The organism is Photobacterium sagamiensis, assembly GCF_050337085.1.
In the GTDB taxonomy this organism is placed as follows: domain Bacteria; phylum Pseudomonadota; class Gammaproteobacteria; order Enterobacterales; family Vibrionaceae; genus Photobacterium; species Photobacterium sagamiensis.
On record NZ_JAKJSP010000084.1, the window covers coordinates 1 to 16,181 of the forward strand.

Below are 16,181 nucleotides of genomic sequence, written 5' to 3' on the forward strand. Positions count from 1 at the left end.
GCTCTAGATACTTATATCCCAGAGCCAGAGCGTGCAATCGATAAGCCGTTCATCCTACCTATCGAAGATGTTTTCTCAATCCAGGGCCGTGGTACTGTTGTAACTGGTCGTGTTGAGCAAGGCGTTATTCGTGTTGGTGAAGAAGTTGCAATCATCGGTATCAAAGACACTATCACTACTACATGTACTGGTGTTGAGATGTTCCGTAAGCTTCTTGACGAAGGCCGTGCTGGTGAGAACGTTGGTGTTCTTCTACGTGGTACTAAGCGTGACGAAGTTGAACGTGGTCAGGTTCTTGCTAAGCCAGGTTCAATCACTCCACACACTACTTTCACTTCAGAAATCTATGTTCTTTCTAAAGATGAAGGCGGTCGTCACACTCCTTTCTTCAAAGGTTACCGTCCACAGTTCTACTTCCGTACAACTGACGTAACTGGTACTATCGAGCTACCAGAAGGCGTTGAAATGGTAATGCCTGGTGATAACATCGCTATGACTGTTACTCTAATCGCTCCTATCGCGATGGATGAAGGTCTACGTTTTGCTATCCGTGAAGGTGGCCGTACCGTTGGTGCTGGTGTTGTTGCTACAATCGTTGCTTAATTTGCAATAATTGAACGACACGAAAAGGGAGCTTAAGGGCTCCCTTTTTTTATACCTGTAAATTAAGCACTTTGCGATGAAGAGTTAATTGCTCGATCCTGACTTATATTCCCCCTTGGGATCGCAATGCGGGCACTGTCTTCGTCCGGCAAAGATGATCATCGAACAGGAACCTGATCACAAGCAAAAAAAGCGAGTTAATCTTGTTCTCATTTTTGACACTCTTCAAATTGGTTCTACTATTATAAGACCTGACAGAAAAGTGTCCCCCTCCCCATGAAAGCCGATCCGAAAATTATTAAGTACCTCAACGAAGTGCTTGCCAATGAATTAGTCGCCATTAACCAGTACTCCCTTCATGCAAGAATTTACAAAGCGTGGGGGTTAAAGCACCTCGCTAATAAAGAATATCATGAATCGAGAGATGACAGGAAACATGCCGAGCACCTGATTAAACGCATCCTGTTGTTAGATGGTCTGCCGGATCTACCTGATTTAGGTAAGCTCAATATTGGTGAAGATCCACGGGATATGCTGGAATACGATTTAGCATTGGAGATGGCAGCGATCCTCGATTTACATGATGCCATTGCTTATGCTGAAAAAGTCCATGATTATGTTTCCCGTGACTTGTTTCAAGATATCCAGAAAAAAGAAAAAGAGCATGCTGATTGGTTTGAAACACAGCTAGACCTTATTGAAAAAATGGGGTCTGCGAATTATAACCAGACACAAATTGTCGGCTAACGTTAGCGTTCAGTGTTGAGCTCCTAACAACGGATAGCAAGAGCAGAGTAGGGAAGTCGCCTCATTATTGACTTCCTTTTTATTTGATAGATTTTCGCACCTCGCACCTCGCATGATTATTTTTCGATCAGGGCTTGCGCTTAAAAGTGTGATCTGTATAATGCACGCCACTGTCTCATTAAAGATAGTTGTGAACCAATAAGCATTGAGGAAGAAGTCGCTCATAAACGACTTGGTAATGTATACTCTGACTTATGTTCGCAGTCATTAAATTGACTGACAACGTACCCAAAAGGGGTACTACGGTTTCACATAAATCAATCGGCATTCCCTCGTTCAAATGAGTGTGAATGGCGATATTGTTTGTGTAAATTCTACTGGAGCTCTGTCTAATGCAGAACCAACGTATTCGTATCCGCCTAAAGGCGTTCGATCACCGTTTGATCGACCAGTCTACTGCGGAAATCGTTGAAACAGCTAAGCGTACTGGCGCGCAGGTTCGTGGTCCTATTCCACTACCGACTCGCAAAGAGCGCTTCACTGTTCTTACTTCTCCACACGTCAATAAAGATGCACGTGACCAGTACGAAATCCGTACTCACAAGCGTCTTATCGACATCGTTGAGCCTACAGATAAAACTGTTGATGCTCTAATGCGTCTAGATCTAGCTGCTGGCGTTGACGTCCAGATCAGCCTAGGTTAAGGGGAGATAAGAAATGATTGGTCTAATCGGTCGTAAAGTGGGCATGACCCGCATCTTTACCGAAGAAGGCGTTTCTATCCCAGTAACAGTGGTTGAAGTTGAAGCTAACCGTGTAACTCAAGTTAAAACACTTGAAACAGACGGTTACAATGCAATTCAAATCACGACTGGTGCTAAGAAAGCTAACCGCGTATCTAAGCCAGCAGCAGGTCACTTCGCAAAAGCGGGTGTTGAAGCTGGTCGCGGTCTTTGGGAATTCCGTCTAGATAATGGTGAAGAGTTTGCAGTTGGCGCTGAGCTAAATGTTGAACTGTTCAACGAAGTTAAAAAAGTAGACGTTACTGGCACATCTAAAGGTAAGGGTTTCCAAGGCGCAATTAAGCGTTGGAACTTCAGTACTCAAGATATGACCCACGGTAACTCCTTGTCTCACCGCGCACCGGGTTCAATTGGCCAATGTCAAACTCCAGGTCGTGTATTTAAAGGCAAGAAAATGGCTGGTCACATGGGTGCTGAGCGTGTAACGACTCAAAACCTAGAGATCGTACGTGTTGACGCTGAGCGCAATCTGCTTCTTATTAAAGGTGCAGTACCGGGCTCAACAGGTGGCAACGTGATCGTTAAACCAGCTGTTAAAGCGTAAGGTCGAGGAGTTAGTAATGGAATTGGTAGTCAAAGGCGCTGATGCGCTAACTGTCTCCGAAACTACTTTTGGACGTGATTTCAATGAAGCTCTAGTACACCAAGTAGTTGTTGCTTATGCAGCAGGTGCTCGTCAAGGTACTCGTGCTCAGAAAACTCGTTCTGACGTTTCTGGCGGTGGTGCAAAACCATGGCGCCAGAAAGGTACAGGCCGTGCTCGTGCAGGTACTATTCGTAGTCCTCTATGGCGCACAGGTGGTGTAACTTTCGCAGCTCGTCCACAGGACCACAGCCAGAAAGTTAACAAAAAAATGTACCGCGGTGCTATGAAGAGCATTCTTTCTGAGCTAGTTCGTCAAGAGCGTTTAATCGTTGTTGATAACTTCTCTGTAGAAGCACCAAAGACAAAAGAACTAGCAGCAAAGCTTAAAGAGCTTGATCTGACTGATGTTCTAATCGTAACTGGCGAATTAGATGAGAATCTATTCCTTGCAGCACGTAACCTTTACAAGGTAGACGTTCGTGATGCAGCGACAATCGACCCAGTTAGCTTGATCGCTTTCGACAAAGTAGTGATGACTGCAGCTGCAGTTAAGCACGTTGAGGAGATGCTAGCATGATCACTGAAGAGCGTATTTTAAAAGTTCTCCGTGCTCCGCACATTTCTGAAAAAGCAACAACTGCTGCAGAAAACGCGAATACTATCGTGTTTAAAGTAGCGGTTACCGCAACGAAGAAAGAGATCAAAGCAGCAGTTGAAAAACTGTTCGAGGTTGAAGTTAAGTCTGTAAATACTCTTGTTGCTAAGGGTAAGACCAAACGTCAAGGTGCACGCGAAGGCCGTCGTAACGACTGGAAAAAAGCGTATGTTATCTTGAAAGAAGGTCAAGACATCGACTTCGCTGGTAGTGCAGAGTAAGGCTAGGAGCAAAGAAGAATGGCTATTGTTAAATGTAAGCCGACTTCCCCGGGTCGTCGCCACGTAGTTAAAGTGGTTAACTCTGACCTGCATAAGGGTAAGCCGTACGCACCACTACTAGAGAAAAAATCTAAGTCTGGTGGTCGTAACAATAACGGTCGTATCACAGTACGTCACATCGGTGGTGGTAACAAGCAACACTACCGTATGATCGATTTTAAACGTACTAAAGATGGTATCCCAGCGAAAGTTGAGCGTTTGGAATATGATCCAAACCGTAGCGCAAACATCGCGCTAGTGCTTTACGCTGACGGTGAACGCCGTTACATCATTGCACCAAAGGGCATCCAAGCTGGTGATTCAATCCAGTCTGGCGCAGATGCTGCGATCAAAGTTGGTAACACGTTACCAATGCGCAACATCCCAGTAGGTTCAACTGTACACTGTGTTGAACTTAAGCCTGGTAAAGGTGCTCAGCTGGCTCGTTCAGCTGGTGCATACGCTCAGATCATTGCACGTGCAGACACTTATGTGACTCTACGTCTACGTTCTGGTGAAATGCGTAAGGTTCTTGCTGAAAGTCGTGCGACTCTAGGTGAAGTTGGTAACGCAGAACACATGCTACGTGAGCTAGGTAAAGCTGGTGCTTCACGCTGGCGCGGTGTTCGTCCAACTGTACGTGGTGTTGTAATGAACCCAGTTGACCACCCACACGGTGGTGGTGAAGGTCGTACATCTGGTGGCCGTCACCCAGTTTCACCTTGGGGTGTTCCTACGAAGGGTTACAAGACTCGTAAGAACAAACGTACCGACAAGTACATTGTACGTCGTCGTAATAAAAAATAATTATCAGAGGATAAGCCATGCCACGTTCTCTCAAGAAAGGTCCTTTCATTGACCTGCACTTGCTGAAGAAGGTAGAGAAAGCGGTGGAAAGCGGAGACAAAAAGCCTGTTAAGACTTGGTCCCGTCGCTCAATGATCATCCCACAGATGATCAACTTGACCATCGCTGTCCATAATGGTCGTCAGCACGTTCCTGTTTTCGTTTCTGAAGAAATGATCGGTCACAAGCTAGGCGAATTTGCACCAACACGTACTTATCGCGGCCACGCTGCAGATAAGAAAGCTAAGAAGCGCTAAGGAGTAAGTAATGGAAGCTATCGCTAAACATCGCTTTGCTCGCATCTCGCCGCAGAAAGCTCGTTTGGTTGCAGATCAACTGCGCGGTAAGCCAGTTGCTCAAGCTCTAGAAATTCTTCAGTTCAGCAACAAAAAAGCTGCTGAACTAATCAAGAAAGTTCTAGATTCAGCTATCGCTAACGCAGAACACAACGAAGGCGCAGACATTGATGATCTTAATGTTGCAAAAATCTTCGTTGATGAAGGTCCTACCATGAAGCGTATTATGCCTCGTGCTAAAGGCCGTGCCGATCGCATCTTGAAGCGTTCTAGCCACATCACTGTTGTTGTAGCAGACCGCTAAGAGACTAGGAGAGAAAGCAATGGGTCAGAAAGTACATCCTAATGGTATTCGTCTAGGCATCGTTAAGCCTTGGAATACCACTTGGTTTGCTAATAACCAAGAGTTCGCTGACAACCTAGATGGCGACTTCAAGGTACGTCAGTTCCTTACTAAAGAACTGAAAAAAGCGTCTTTATCACGTATCGTTATCGAGCGTCCTGCTAAGAGCATCCGTGTGACTATTCACACTGCTCGTCCAGGCGTTGTTATCGGTAAGAAAGGTGAAGACGTAGAAAAGCTACGCGCTCGCGTGTCTAAGATCGCTGGTGTTCCAGCTCAGATCAACATTGCAGAAGTACGTAAGCCTGAGTTAGACGGTCAACTAGTAGCAGACAGCATTTCGTCTCAGCTAGAGCGTCGTGTTATGTTCCGTCGCGCTATGAAGCGTGCAGTTCAGAACGCTATGCGTCTTGGCGCTAAAGGTATCAAAGTTCAAGTAGGTGGCCGTTTAGGCGGCGCTGAAATCGCACGTTCAGAGTGGTACCGTGAAGGTCGTGTACCTCTACACACTCTTCGTGCTGACATTGATTACGCAACTTCTTCGGCTCACACCCAATACGGTGTAATCGGCGTTAAAGTTTGGATCTTCAAAGGTGAAGTTCTAGGCGGTATGCCAGTTGCAGAGCCAAAGGCTGACAAGCCTAAGAAGCAACGCAAAGGCCGTAAATAAGGAGTTTATTGATGCTGCAACCTAAACGCACTAAATTCCGCAAGACTTTTAAAGGTCGTAACCGCGGTCTAGCGAACGGTACTGATGTAAGCTTCGGTACTTTTGGTCTTAAAGCTGTTGGTCGTGGTCGTTTGACTGCTCGCCAAATTGAAGCTGCACGTCGTGCTATGACTCGTCATGTCAAACGTCAGGGCCAAATCTGGATTCGTATCTTCCCGGACAAGCCGATTACAAGCAAGCCGTTGGAAGTTCGTCAGGGTAAGGGTAAAGGTAACGTTGAGTACTGGGTAGCCCAAATCCAACCAGGTAAAGTTCTTTATGAGATGGATGGTATTCCTGAAGAACTAGCTCGTGAAGCATTTAACCTTGCTGCACGTAAGCTACCTATCAAGACTACATTCGTAATTAAGGCGGTGATGTGATGAATGCACAAGATCTGCGCGCGAAAAGCGTTGAAGAACTGAATGCTGAGCTTGTGAGCCTTCTGCGCGAGCAGTTCAACCTGCGTATGCAGGCTGCTACTGGTCAACTACAGCAGACTCACAATCTTAAAACTGTACGTCGTGATATCGCACGTGTTAAAACCGTTCTAACTGAAAAGGCTGACGCATAATGAGCGAACAAACCCGTATTCAGCTAGGTCGTGTAGTTAGCGACAAGATGGACAAGTCTATCGTTGTTGCTATCGAACGCCAGGTGAAACATCCGATCTACGGTAAATACATCAAGCGTACGACTAAGCTTCATGCACACGATGAAAACAACGAATGTGGCCTAGGCGACACAGTTGAAGTTCGTGAATGTCGTCCACTGTCTAAGACTAAGTCTTGGACTCTGGTACGCGTAGTTGAAAAAGCTCGCGTTTAAGCGAACTTGACAACGAAATGATCAAGCGGCCCTGAATAAATTTAGGGTCGTTTATTTTTTGTCTACCCATCGGTCGAAAATGGTGTTATTATTCGCCGCCTTTGAAGTAAAGGCATTCCGACCCGCGATGGGTCTAGATGTTTAAAATAAGCGGAGCACTAACATGATCCAAATGCAAAGTACGCTTGACGCAGCCGATAACTCCGGCGCTCGTCGCGTAATGTGTATTAAGGTTCTGGGTGGTTCTCACCGCCGTTACGCACACATCGGTGATATCATCAAGATTACTGTGAAAGAAGCAATTCCTCGCGGTAAAGTTAAAAAAGGTGATGTTCTGAAGGCGGTGGTTGTACGCACCCGTAAAGGCGTTCGTCGCCCTGACGGCTCTGTCATTCGCTTCGACCGTAATGCCTGTGTATTGTTGAACGATACTACAGAGCAACCAATCGGTACTCGTATTTTTGGCCCAGTGACGCGTGAACTTCGTAATACGAAATTCATGAAAATCGTTTCACTTGCGCCTGAAGTGCTGTAAGGAGTAACTAAAATGGCAGCTAAAATCCGTCGCAACGACGAAGTTATCGTTCTTACCGGTAAAGATAAAGGTAAGAAAGGTAAAGTAACTAAGGTTCTAGCAACCGGTAAAGTTATCGTTGAAGGTATTAACCTTGTTAAAAAACACCAGAAGCCTGTACCGGCAATGGGTGTACAAGGTGGCATCGTTGAACAAGAAGCAGCTATTGATGTTTCTAACGTTGCAATCTTCAATGCTGAAACTGGTAAAGCAGACCGTGTAGGCTTCCGATTTGAAGACGACAAAAAAGTTCGTTTCTTTAAATCTAATAGCGTAACTATCAAGTAAGTTTGGAGTAGTACTATGGCGAAACTGCATGATTACTACAAAGAGACTGTTGTAAAAGAGCTTGCTGACAAGTTCGAATACAATAGTATCATGCAAGTCCCAAGGATCGAGAAAATCACACTTAACATGGGTGTGGGTGAAGCGATCAACGACAAGAAGCTTTTAGAGAATGCTGCTGCTGACATGACTGCTATTGCAGGTCAGAAGCCGCTAATCACTAAAGCTCGTAAGTCTGTTGCTGGCTTTAAGATCCGAGAGGGCTACCCTATTGGCTGTAAAGTAACCCTACGTGGCGAACGCATGTGGGATTTCTTCGAGCGTCTAATTTCAATTGCTGTTCCTCGTATCCGTGATTTCCGTGGTCTAAACCCGAAATCGTTTGACGGACGTGGTAACTATAGCATGGGCGTTCGTGAGCAGATCATCTTCCCAGAAATCGATTACGATAAAGTAGATCGTATCCGTGGTCTTGACATCACGATTACAACTTCTGCTAGCTCTGATGAAGAAGCTCAAGCTCTGTTATCTGCTTTTAACTTCCCATTCCGTAAGTAAAAGTAAGGGTTACTAATGGCTAAAGAATCAATGAAGGCGCGCGAAGTTAAACGTGCCAAGCTTGTAGTTAAGTTCGCTGAAAAGCGTTCGGCGCTAAAAGCTATTATTAGTGACGTGAATGCGTCTGAAGAAGATCGCTGGAATGCAGTGCTTAAACTTCAGTCTCTACCACGCGATTCTAGTTCGTCTCGTCAGCGTAACCGCTGTAACCAGACTGGACGTCCACACGGCTACCTACGTAAGTTTGGTCTTAGCCGTATCAAGGTTCGTGAAGCTTGCATGAAAGGCGAGATTCCGGGTCTGCGTAAGGCTAGCTGGTAATCAGCTGCCAATTTAGAATCACGGAGTATTGACTTATGAGCATGCAAGATCCGATCTCGGATATGCTGACCCGTCTTCGTAACGGTCAGGCAGCGAAAAAAGTTGCTGTAAAAATGCCATCTTCTAAGCAAAAAGTTGCTATCGCAGTTCTTTTGAAAGAAGAAGGTTTTGTGGCTGACTACACTGTTACTGGTGAAGTTAAGCCTGAGCTAGAAGTTACTCTTAAGTACTTCGAAGCTAACCCAGTTATCGAGCAAATCCAACGTGTATCACGTCCAGGTCTGCGCATCTACAAGAAAAAAGGTGCGTTACCATCAGTGATGGGTGGTTTGGGTATTGCTGTTGTTTCCACTTCCAAGGGTCTTATGACCGACCGTGCTGCTCGTAAAGCCGGCCTTGGCGGTGAGATTATCTGCTACGTAGCTTAATAGGAGTAGGACATGTCTCGTGTTGCAAAAGCACCTGTAGTTATTCCTGCCGGCGTAGAAGTTAAACTCAACGGCCAGGAAGTTACTGTTAAAGGTCCTAAGGGTGAACTAGTTCGCACTTTCAACCAAGCAGTAGTTCTTTCTCAGGAAGAAAACACAATTACTTTCGGTCCACGCGAAGGTGTTGCTAACGCTTGGGCACAAGCAGGTACTGCTCGTGCACTAGTTAACAACATGGTTGTTGGTGTTACTGAAGGCTTTACTAAGAAGCTAACCCTTAAAGGTGTTGGTTACCGTGCGAACGTTGCTGGTAGCATTGTTAACCTTACTTTGGGCTTCTCGCATCCAGTTGCGCATGAATTGCCAGCCGGTATGAAAGCTGAATGTCCTTCACAAACTGAAATCGTACTTACGGGTACTGATAAGCAGGTTGTTGGTCAGGTAGCGGCTGAAATTCGCGCTTACCGTAGCCCTGAGCCTTATAAAGGTAAAGGTGTTCGTTACGCCGACGAAGTCGTGCGTACTAAAGAAGCTAAGAAGAAGTAAGGTAACACTATGGATAAGAAAGTTTCTCGTATCCGTCGTGCGACCCGTGCACGTCGTAAGATTGCTGAACTTGGCGCGACTCGTCTGGTTATACACCGTACTCCACGTCACGTGTATGCACAGGTAATCGCACCGAATGGCTCTGAGGTTATCGCTTCAGCTTCTACCGTAGAAAAAGCGATCCGTGAGCAAGTTAAGAGCACCGGTAACAAAGACGCTGCTGCAGCTGTAGGTAAAGCTATTGCTGAGCGCGCGATTGAAAAAGGCGTCTCTAGCGTTGCATTCGATCGTTCTGGTTTCCAATACCACGGCCGTGTAGCTGCACTAGCAGATGCTGCTCGTGAAGCTGGTCTGAAATTCTAAGGTAGGCGGAAGATGGCTAACGAAAAAACACAATCAGATTTGCATGAAAAGCTGATCGCTGTTAACCGTGTATCAAAGACGGTTAAAGGCGGACGCATTTTCAGCTTTACTGCACTAACAGTAGTTGGTGACGGTAACGGTCGCATCGGTTTTGGTTACGGTAAGGCACGTGAAGTACCTGCTGCAATCCAAAAATCAATGGAAAAAGCACGCCGTAACATGGTTACTATCGCACTAAACGACGGTACTCTACACCACGCTGTTAAAGGTCGCCACACTGGTTCTAAAGTGTACATGCAACCTGCATCAGAAGGTACAGGTATCATCGCCGGTGGTGCTATGCGTGCAGTGCTAGAGGTTGCGGGTATCCGTAACGTACTAGCTAAAGCATACGGTTCTACAAACCCAATCAACGTTGTTCGCGCAACAATTGATGGTTTGAGTGGTATGAACTCTCCAGAGATGATCGCTGCGAAGCGTGGTCTTTCTGTTAAAGAAATTCTGGGGTGATCGACATGGCTAAGACAATTAAAGTAACACAGACAAAGAGCTCTATCGGTCGTTTACCGAAGCATAAAGCATCTTTGCGTGGCTTAGGCCTTCGTCGTATCAACCACACTGTTGAACTTGAAGATACTGCTTGCGTACGCGGCATGATCAATAAAGTTCACTACATGGTTAAAATTGAGGAGTAATCAGAATGCGTTTGAATACTCTATCACCGGCTGCGGGTTCTAAGCCTTCTGCGAAGCGCGTAGGTCGTGGTATCGGTTCTGGTCTGGGCAAAACTTGTGGCCGTGGTCACAAAGGTCAGAAATCACGTTCAGGTGGTTCTGTACGTCCAGGCTTTGAAGGCGGTCAAATGCCTTTGAAACAGCGTCTACCAAAATTCGGTTTTACTTCTCGTAAGAGCGTGGTAACAGCTGAAGTTCGTCTAGCAGAACTAGCGAAACTTGAAGGTGACGTGATTGATCTAGCTACATTGAAAGATGCAAACCTTATCACTAAGAATATTAAATTTGTAAAAATTGTTCTTTCTGGTGAAATTGCACGCTCAGTGACAGTTAAAGGTCTTCGCGTGACTAAAGGCGCTAAAGCTGCAATCGAAGCTGCCGGCGGTAAAATCGAGGAATAATTAACTCGAGGATGAGGTACAGATGGCTAAACAACCAGGACAAGATTTTCGTAGCGCACAAGGTGGCCTAGCAGAGCTTAAGACTCGCCTTTTATTCGTATTAGGTGCTATCTTGATTTTCCGAGCAGGCTCTTTTGTGCCTATTCCTGGTATTGACGCTGCTGTACTTGCCGATCTGTTCGAACAGCAAAAGGGTACCGTCATTGAACTGTTTAATATGTTCTCTGGTGGTGCACTTGAGCGTGCTTCTATCTTAGCGTTGGGCATTATGCCGTATATTTCGGCCTCTATTATTGTCCAGTTGCTAACGGTAGTTCATCCGGCCTTGGCCGAGTTGAAGAAAGAGGGTGAATCTGGTCGTCGTAAGATCAGCCAGTACACTCGCTACGGCACGCTTGTTTTGGCAACCTTCCAAGCAATTGGTATTGCGACGGGGTTACCAAGTATGATCCCTGGCCTGGTCATTAATCCAGGCCTTGGATTCTACTTTGTTGCAGTTGTTAGTTTGATCACTGGTACCATGTTCTTAATGTGGTTAGGTGAGCAAATTACAGAACGCGGCATTGGTAACGGTATATCGGTAATTATTTTTACCGGTATTGTTGCAGGTTTGCCACCGGCTATTGGACAGACCGTAGAGCAAGCACGTCAAGGTGAATTGCACGTACTTCTTCTACTGTTAATTGCAGTAATTTCTTTCGCTGTGATTTATTTCGTAGTGTTTATGGAGCGTGGTCAGCGTCGTATCGTCGTTAACTATGCCAAGCGTCAGCAAGGCCGTCGTGTCTTTGCCGCGCAAAGCACTCACTTGCCATTGAAAATTAATATGGCAGGGGTTATTCCAGCGATTTTTGCATCAAGTATTATTCTGTTTCCAGGCACACTGGCTCAGTGGTTTGGTCAGAACGAGAACCTAGGCTGGTTAAGTGATATTTCACTGGCACTAAGCCCAGGTCAGCCGCTTTATGTAATGCTTTATGCGACTGCGATTATTTTCTTCTGTTTCTTCTATACCGCGTTGGTGTTTAACCCTCGCGAGACAGCTGATAACTTGAAGAAGTCTGGTGCATTCGTACCTGGTATTCGCCCGGGTGAACAGACCTCGAAATATATTGATAAAGTGATGACACGTTTAACCCTAGCGGGTGCGTTGTATATTACCTTTATTTGTCTGATCCCCGAGTTCATGATGATTGCATGGAATGTCCGCTTCTATTTTGGCGGTACATCACTACTTATCGTAGTCGTTGTAATCATGGACTTCATGGCTCAAGTTCAGACACATATGATGTCTCAACAATATGAGTCAGTTTTGAAAAAGGCTAATCTTAAAGGCTATGGCCGTTAATTAAGATTATCCAATTACGGAGTTTAGCAATGAAAGTTCGTGCTTCCGTTAAGAAAATCTGCCGCAACTGCAAAGTTATCAAGCGCAACGGTGTTGTGCGTGTAATTTGCGTTGAGCCTAAGCATAAACAGCGCCAAGGCTAATTAGCAGAAATATTTCTTGCAAATTGAAGATAGGTTGGCTAAATTAGCCAACCAATCTTTTGTGTGAGCAAAAGAATTGTACCACCACTGCGTATCCTAAACGGGCTCTGCAGTGGTTATTCTTGTAAAGTACTAGGAGTGAATAGTGGCCCGTATTGCAGGCATTAACATTCCTGATCAGAAACATTCTGTAATCGCACTTACTGCGATCTACGGAATCGGTAAAACTCGTTCGAAAGCTGTTTTAGCTGAAGCGGGTATTGCTGAAGATGTTAAGATCAGTGAATTATCTGAAGAGCAGATCGATCTACTGCGTGATGGTGTAGCTAAATACACTGTAGAAGGTGATCTACGTCGTGAAGTTTCTATGAACATCAAGCGTCTTATGGACCTTGGTTGTTACCGTGGAATCCGTCACCGTCGCAGTCTACCTCTACGTGGACAGCGTACTAAAACCAACGCACGTACCCGTAAAGGTCCGCGCAAGCCGATCAAAAGATAATCGGATAAGGTAGAGTACAATGGCAAAGCAACCAACTCGCGCTCGTAAGCGTGTACGCAAGCAAGTAGCTGATGGCGTAGCGCACATCCATGCTTCTTTTAACAACACAATCGTAACCATTACAGACCGTCAAGGTAATGCTCTTTCATGGGCAACTGCAGGTGGTTCAGGTTTCCGTGGTTCTCGTAAATCTACTCCGTTCGCTGCACAGGTTGCTGCTGAACGTTGTGGTGAAATGGCCAAAGAATATGGCGTTAAGAACCTGGAAGTTATGGTTAAGGGACCTGGTCCTGGTCGTGAGTCTACAATCCGTGCATTAAATGCAGCGGGTTTCCGTATCACTAACATTGTTGATGCGACTCCGATCCCTCATAACGGTTGTCGTCCACCTAAGAAACGTCGCGTATAACGTTTCTAGGAATATTGGAGAAAGAACATGGCAAGATATTTGGGTCCTAAGCTGAAGCTTAGCCGTCGCGAAGGCACTGACTTATTCCTTAAGTCAGGCGTACGTGCGATTGATACCAAGTGTAAAATTGATAACGCGCCGGGCCAGCATGGTGCTCGTCGTGGTCGTCTGTCTGACTACGGTGTTCAGCTTCGTGAGAAGCAGAAAGTTCGTCGTACATATGGCGTATTAGAAAAACAATTCCGTAACTACTACAAAGCAGCTGCACGCCTTAAAGGCAACACAGGTGAAAACCTGCTTCAGCTTCTTGAAGGTCGTCTTGATAATGTTGTTTACCGCATGGGTTTTGGTGCTACACGCGCTGAATCACGTCAGCTGGTAAGCCACAAAGCGATCCTAGTTAACGGTACAGTCGTAAACGTTCCTTCTTTCAAGGTAGCGGCAAACGACGTTGTTAGCATTCGTGAGAAAGCTAAGAACCAAGCACGCATCAAAGCAGCTCTTGAAGTTGCTAATCAGCGTGAACTACCGACTTGGGTCGAAGTAGACAGCAGCAAACTGGAAGGTACGTTCAAGCGTCTTCCAGAACGTTCTGATTTGTCTGCCGACATCAACGAACACCTGATCGTCGAGCTTTACTCTAAGTAAGGCTATAGTTAAGAGAGGACACAATGCAGGGTTCTGTAACAGAATTTCTTAAGCCGCGTCTTGTTGATATTGAACAAGTTAGCACGACGCACGCAAAAGTAACTCTAGAGCCACTAGAGCGTGGTTTTGGCCACACTTTAGGTAACGCTCTTCGTCGTATTTTATTATCTTCAATGCCAGGTTGTGCTGTAAGTGAAGTTGAAATCGATGGTGTGTTACATGAGTACAGCACCAAAGAGGGAGTTCAGGAAGATGTTCTCGAAATCCTTTTAAACCTTAAAGGTCTAGCCGTTAAGGTTGAGGGTAAAGATGAAGTTATCCTTACTCTGAACAAATCTGGTGCAGGCCCTGTTGTTGCAGGTGACATCACCCATGATGGTGATGTTGAGATTGCGAACCCAGAGCACGTAATCTGCCACCTAACTGATGACAATGCTGAAATCAGCATGCGCATCAAGGTAGAACGTGGTCGTGGCTATGTACCGGCTTCTGCTCGAATTCACACTGAAGAAGACGAGCGTCCAATTGGTCGTCTGTTAGTTGATGCAACTTACAGCCCTGTGGACCGTATCGCATACGCAGTAGAGGCAGCACGTGTTGAACAACGTACTGACCTTGATAAGCTTGTGATCGATATGGAAACTAACGGTACGCTTGATCCTGAGGAAGCTATCCGTCGTGCAGCAACTATTCTTGCTGAGCAACTGGATGCATTCGTAGATCTTCGTGATGTACGAGTTCCTGAAGAGAAAGAAGAGAAGCCAGAGTTCGATCCGATCCTACTGCGTCCTGTAGACGATCTTGAACTAACTGTTCGCTCTGCTAACTGTTTGAAAGCAGAAGCGATCCATTACATCGGTGATCTTGTTCAGCGTACTGAGGTTGAGCTTCTTAAAACGCCAAACCTTGGTAAGAAGTCTTTGACAGAAATCAAAGACGTGCTGGCATCACGTGGTCTTTCTCTGGGCATGCGCCTGGAAAACTGGCCGCCAGCATCAATCGCTGAAGATTAATAGTTACTGATATCTAGTTAGAAGGATTAGGTCATGCGCCATCGTAAGAGTGGTCGTCAACTCAACCGCAACAGCAGTCATCGTAAAGCGATGTTCAGCAACATGGCTAGCTCTCTGGTACGTCACGAAATTATCAAGACTACCTTGCCAAAAGCAAAAGAGCTACGTCGCGTAATTGAGCCATTGATTACCCTAGCTAAGACAGACAGTGTTGCTAACCGTCGTCTTGCATTCGCACGCACTCGTGATAACGAAGTGGTAGCGAAGCTATTTAACGAATTAGGTCCACGCTTCACTAAGCGTCCAGGTGGTTACACTCGCATTATGAAATGCGGTTTCCGTACTGGCGATAAAGCCCCAATGGCTTTCATCGAGCTTGTAGATCGTCCTGAAGCACAGGAAGAAGCTGCTGCTGAATAAGCAAAAGCGCGTTAAATTAAAAAAGGCCGAGTCTTAGACTCGGCTTTTTTTTTGCCAGTACATTTCTCATATAATCCCCAATCCCAATGTTCAATAGCTCAAAACCATCCATGAATGTTTATTGAGCACAAAGGCTCCGTTCTGTACATGTATTAATTCAGGGTAAGCCGATCATTTGCAAGCGTTACCATCAACCTTAACGTTATCTTATTCGAGCCGCAGGTGACGAGATGCTTAGATTGTTGTCGGTAAAATAGGTGAAAATGGTCAAACTTGGTGATTGTTCGACCGTTTGGTGATTTTTTTTATGTTTTCCCTTGCCAATCATAAATGACCCCCTATAATGCCGCCACACCGATACGGAGAGCGGCTTCTTATAAGGAGTTAGCAATCCAGCGGCAGGATGAAAATCCAGAGAAATAAGTTTTAAAAAGTGTTTGACACGATAACTTAATTCGCTAGAATGACCGTCCACTTCAACGATGATACGTAATGCTGAAAAGCGTATGTTTCTTAGTTCGAAGGTTTGTTCTTTAACAATTTGACCATGCAATCTGTGTGGGCACTCGTGAAATGATTCGTCGAAAGATTTATCAATGAACTGAGTGACCAAACGATGTAGTTACTGCAGAGTAATTATATTGGCACAGTCAATTTACGTTTCGCTCTTTCTTCTCGAAGAAGGGGTTGAAACAGAAAATCAGTAAAAATCATTGAGCCGTTCCTTAGGGAACAACAAAACTTTAATTGAAGAGTTTGATCATGGCTCAGATTGAACGCTGGCGGCAGGCCTAACACATGCAAGTCGAGCG

General features: G+C 45.5%; 31 protein-coding genes and 1 rRNA gene. 31 read left to right on the top strand and 1 reads right to left on the bottom strand.

All coding sequences use genetic code 11. From position 1 onward, the window contains the following. The 30 genes from L4D76_RS27250 to rplQ all read left to right on the top strand — a co-directional run. Positions 1-603: EF-Tu C-terminal domain-related protein (locus L4D76_RS27250; protein WP_428443984.1), on the top strand; the 603-nt coding region annotated here is incomplete at its 5' end. Between the two features lie 276 nt (positions 604-879). Beyond that, on the top strand, positions 880-1,350 hold the full coding sequence (bfr, locus tag L4D76_RS27255) for a bacterioferritin (RefSeq protein ID WP_428443985.1): 471 nt from the start codon (positions 880-882) through the stop codon (positions 1,348-1,350). A gap of 392 nt (positions 1,351-1,742) precedes the next feature. Next, positions 1,743-2,054: a 30S ribosomal protein S10 gene (rpsJ, locus tag L4D76_RS27260; protein ID WP_428443986.1), complete on the top strand. Its 312-nt coding sequence runs from the start codon at positions 1,743-1,745 to the stop codon at positions 2,052-2,054. A 13-nt stretch (positions 2,055-2,067) separates the two neighbouring features. Then, a complete protein-coding gene (gene rplC / locus L4D76_RS27265) occupies positions 2,068-2,697 on the top strand; it encodes a 50S ribosomal protein L3 (protein ID WP_428443987.1) in 630 nt (209 codons plus the stop codon). A gap of 16 nt (positions 2,698-2,713) precedes the next feature. Continuing rightward, positions 2,714-3,316 carry a 50S ribosomal protein L4 gene (rplD, locus tag L4D76_RS27270; RefSeq protein ID WP_428443988.1) on the top strand — a complete coding sequence of 201 codons (603 nt, stop codon included), beginning with the start codon at positions 2,714-2,716 and terminating at the stop codon, positions 3,314-3,316. Next, the gene (gene rplW, locus L4D76_RS27275; RefSeq protein WP_428443989.1) at positions 3,313-3,615 is read left to right on the top strand and encodes a 50S ribosomal protein L23; all 303 of its coding nucleotides are present in this window, start codon (positions 3,313-3,315) and stop codon (positions 3,613-3,615) included. Before rplD ends, rplW begins: the two co-directional genes overlap by 4 nt. A gap of 18 nt (positions 3,616-3,633) precedes the next feature. Further along, a complete protein-coding gene (gene rplB / locus L4D76_RS27280; RefSeq protein ID WP_428443990.1) occupies positions 3,634-4,461 on the top strand; it encodes a 50S ribosomal protein L2 in 828 nt (275 codons plus the stop codon). Positions 4,462-4,478: 17 nt separating this feature from the next. Then, positions 4,479-4,757 (top strand): 30S ribosomal protein S19, encoded by a 279-nt coding sequence (gene rpsS / locus L4D76_RS27285; protein ID WP_107283402.1) that lies wholly within the window; start codon positions 4,479-4,481, stop codon positions 4,755-4,757. Between the two features lie 10 nt (positions 4,758-4,767). After that, positions 4,768-5,100, top strand: coding sequence for a 50S ribosomal protein L22 (gene rplV / locus L4D76_RS27290; RefSeq protein WP_107283401.1), 333 nt, complete (start codon positions 4,768-4,770; stop codon positions 5,098-5,100). 19 nt (positions 5,101-5,119) lie between these two features. Next, positions 5,120-5,809, top strand: coding sequence for a 30S ribosomal protein S3 (rpsC, locus tag L4D76_RS27295; protein WP_428443991.1), 690 nt, complete (start codon positions 5,120-5,122; stop codon positions 5,807-5,809). 11 nt (positions 5,810-5,820) lie between these two features. Continuing rightward, positions 5,821-6,231 (top strand): 50S ribosomal protein L16, encoded by a 411-nt coding sequence (gene rplP, locus L4D76_RS27300; RefSeq protein WP_428443992.1) that lies wholly within the window; start codon positions 5,821-5,823, stop codon positions 6,229-6,231. Next, entirely contained in the window at positions 6,231-6,422 is a 192-nt protein-coding gene (rpmC, locus tag L4D76_RS27305; RefSeq protein WP_428444007.1) for a 50S ribosomal protein L29, read from the top strand. The genes rplP and rpmC overlap by 1 nt, the downstream gene beginning before the upstream one ends. After that, positions 6,422-6,676, top strand: coding sequence for a 30S ribosomal protein S17 (gene rpsQ / locus L4D76_RS27310; RefSeq protein ID WP_428443993.1), 255 nt, complete (start codon positions 6,422-6,424; stop codon positions 6,674-6,676). Before rpmC ends, rpsQ begins: the two co-directional genes overlap by 1 nt. Before the next feature lie 163 nt (positions 6,677-6,839). Continuing rightward, positions 6,840-7,211: a 50S ribosomal protein L14 gene (rplN, locus tag L4D76_RS27315; protein ID WP_428443994.1), complete on the top strand. Its 372-nt coding sequence runs from the start codon at positions 6,840-6,842 to the stop codon at positions 7,209-7,211. Between the two features lie 12 nt (positions 7,212-7,223). Next, positions 7,224-7,538 (top strand): 50S ribosomal protein L24, encoded by a 315-nt coding sequence (rplX, locus tag L4D76_RS27320; protein WP_107283396.1) that lies wholly within the window; start codon positions 7,224-7,226, stop codon positions 7,536-7,538. 15 nt (positions 7,539-7,553) lie between these two features. Continuing rightward, positions 7,554-8,093: a 50S ribosomal protein L5 gene (gene rplE / locus L4D76_RS27325; protein ID WP_428443995.1), complete on the top strand. Its 540-nt coding sequence runs from the start codon at positions 7,554-7,556 to the stop codon at positions 8,091-8,093. A 15-nt stretch (positions 8,094-8,108) separates the two neighbouring features. Continuing rightward, positions 8,109-8,414 carry a 30S ribosomal protein S14 gene (gene rpsN / locus L4D76_RS27330; protein WP_428443996.1) on the top strand — a complete coding sequence of 102 codons (306 nt, stop codon included), beginning with the start codon at positions 8,109-8,111 and terminating at the stop codon, positions 8,412-8,414. Positions 8,415-8,449: 35 nt separating this feature from the next. After that, on the top strand, positions 8,450-8,842 hold the full coding sequence (rpsH, locus tag L4D76_RS27335; RefSeq protein ID WP_428443997.1) for a 30S ribosomal protein S8: 393 nt from the start codon (positions 8,450-8,452) through the stop codon (positions 8,840-8,842). Between the two features lie 12 nt (positions 8,843-8,854). Beyond that, positions 8,855-9,388 (top strand): 50S ribosomal protein L6, encoded by a 534-nt coding sequence (rplF, locus tag L4D76_RS27340; protein ID WP_428443998.1) that lies wholly within the window; start codon positions 8,855-8,857, stop codon positions 9,386-9,388. 9 nt (positions 9,389-9,397) lie between these two features. Further along, the gene (gene rplR / locus L4D76_RS27345; protein ID WP_428443999.1) at positions 9,398-9,751 is read left to right on the top strand and encodes a 50S ribosomal protein L18; all 354 of its coding nucleotides are present in this window, start codon (positions 9,398-9,400) and stop codon (positions 9,749-9,751) included. 12 nt (positions 9,752-9,763) lie between these two features. Further along, positions 9,764-10,261, top strand: coding sequence for a 30S ribosomal protein S5 (gene rpsE, locus L4D76_RS27350; protein WP_428444000.1), 498 nt, complete (start codon positions 9,764-9,766; stop codon positions 10,259-10,261). A 5-nt stretch (positions 10,262-10,266) separates the two neighbouring features. Beyond that, a complete protein-coding gene (gene rpmD / locus L4D76_RS27355) occupies positions 10,267-10,446 on the top strand; it encodes a 50S ribosomal protein L30 (RefSeq protein WP_107283389.1) in 180 nt (59 codons plus the stop codon). 5 nt (positions 10,447-10,451) lie between these two features. Beyond that, entirely contained in the window at positions 10,452-10,886 is a 435-nt protein-coding gene (gene rplO, locus L4D76_RS27360; protein WP_428444001.1) for a 50S ribosomal protein L15, read from the top strand. A gap of 22 nt (positions 10,887-10,908) precedes the next feature. After that, positions 10,909-12,234: a preprotein translocase subunit SecY gene (gene secY / locus L4D76_RS27365; protein ID WP_428444002.1), complete on the top strand. Its 1,326-nt coding sequence runs from the start codon at positions 10,909-10,911 to the stop codon at positions 12,232-12,234. A gap of 29 nt (positions 12,235-12,263) precedes the next feature. Then, positions 12,264-12,377: a 50S ribosomal protein L36 gene (gene rpmJ / locus L4D76_RS27370; protein ID WP_005417265.1), complete on the top strand. Its 114-nt coding sequence runs from the start codon at positions 12,264-12,266 to the stop codon at positions 12,375-12,377. 145 nt (positions 12,378-12,522) lie between these two features. Continuing rightward, the gene (gene rpsM, locus L4D76_RS27375) at positions 12,523-12,879 is read left to right on the top strand and encodes a 30S ribosomal protein S13 (RefSeq protein WP_428444003.1); all 357 of its coding nucleotides are present in this window, start codon (positions 12,523-12,525) and stop codon (positions 12,877-12,879) included. A gap of 19 nt (positions 12,880-12,898) precedes the next feature. After that, positions 12,899-13,288, top strand: coding sequence for a 30S ribosomal protein S11 (gene rpsK / locus L4D76_RS27380; protein ID WP_005370963.1), 390 nt, complete (start codon positions 12,899-12,901; stop codon positions 13,286-13,288). Positions 13,289-13,315: 27 nt separating this feature from the next. Further along, entirely contained in the window at positions 13,316-13,936 is a 621-nt protein-coding gene (rpsD, locus tag L4D76_RS27385) for a 30S ribosomal protein S4 (RefSeq protein WP_428444004.1), read from the top strand. A 23-nt stretch (positions 13,937-13,959) separates the two neighbouring features. Beyond that, the gene (locus L4D76_RS27390) at positions 13,960-14,949 is read left to right on the top strand and encodes a DNA-directed RNA polymerase subunit alpha (RefSeq protein ID WP_428444005.1); all 990 of its coding nucleotides are present in this window, start codon (positions 13,960-13,962) and stop codon (positions 14,947-14,949) included. A 33-nt stretch (positions 14,950-14,982) separates the two neighbouring features. Then, positions 14,983-15,369, top strand: a complete 387-nt coding sequence (gene rplQ / locus L4D76_RS27395) for a 50S ribosomal protein L17 (protein WP_107283383.1) — start codon at positions 14,983-14,985, stop codon at positions 15,367-15,369. A 202-nt stretch (positions 15,370-15,571) separates the two neighbouring features. On the opposite strand, the gene L4D76_RS27400 is transcribed toward rplQ, so the two are convergent. Continuing rightward, entirely contained in the window at positions 15,572-15,922 is a 351-nt protein-coding gene (locus L4D76_RS27400) for a hypothetical protein (RefSeq protein ID WP_428444006.1), read from the bottom strand. A gap of 191 nt (positions 15,923-16,113) precedes the next feature. On the opposite strand from L4D76_RS27400, the gene L4D76_RS27405 reads away from it, so the two are divergent. Then, positions 16,114-16,181: ribosomal RNA gene (locus tag L4D76_RS27405) — 16S ribosomal RNA — on the top strand; the annotation flags it as partial.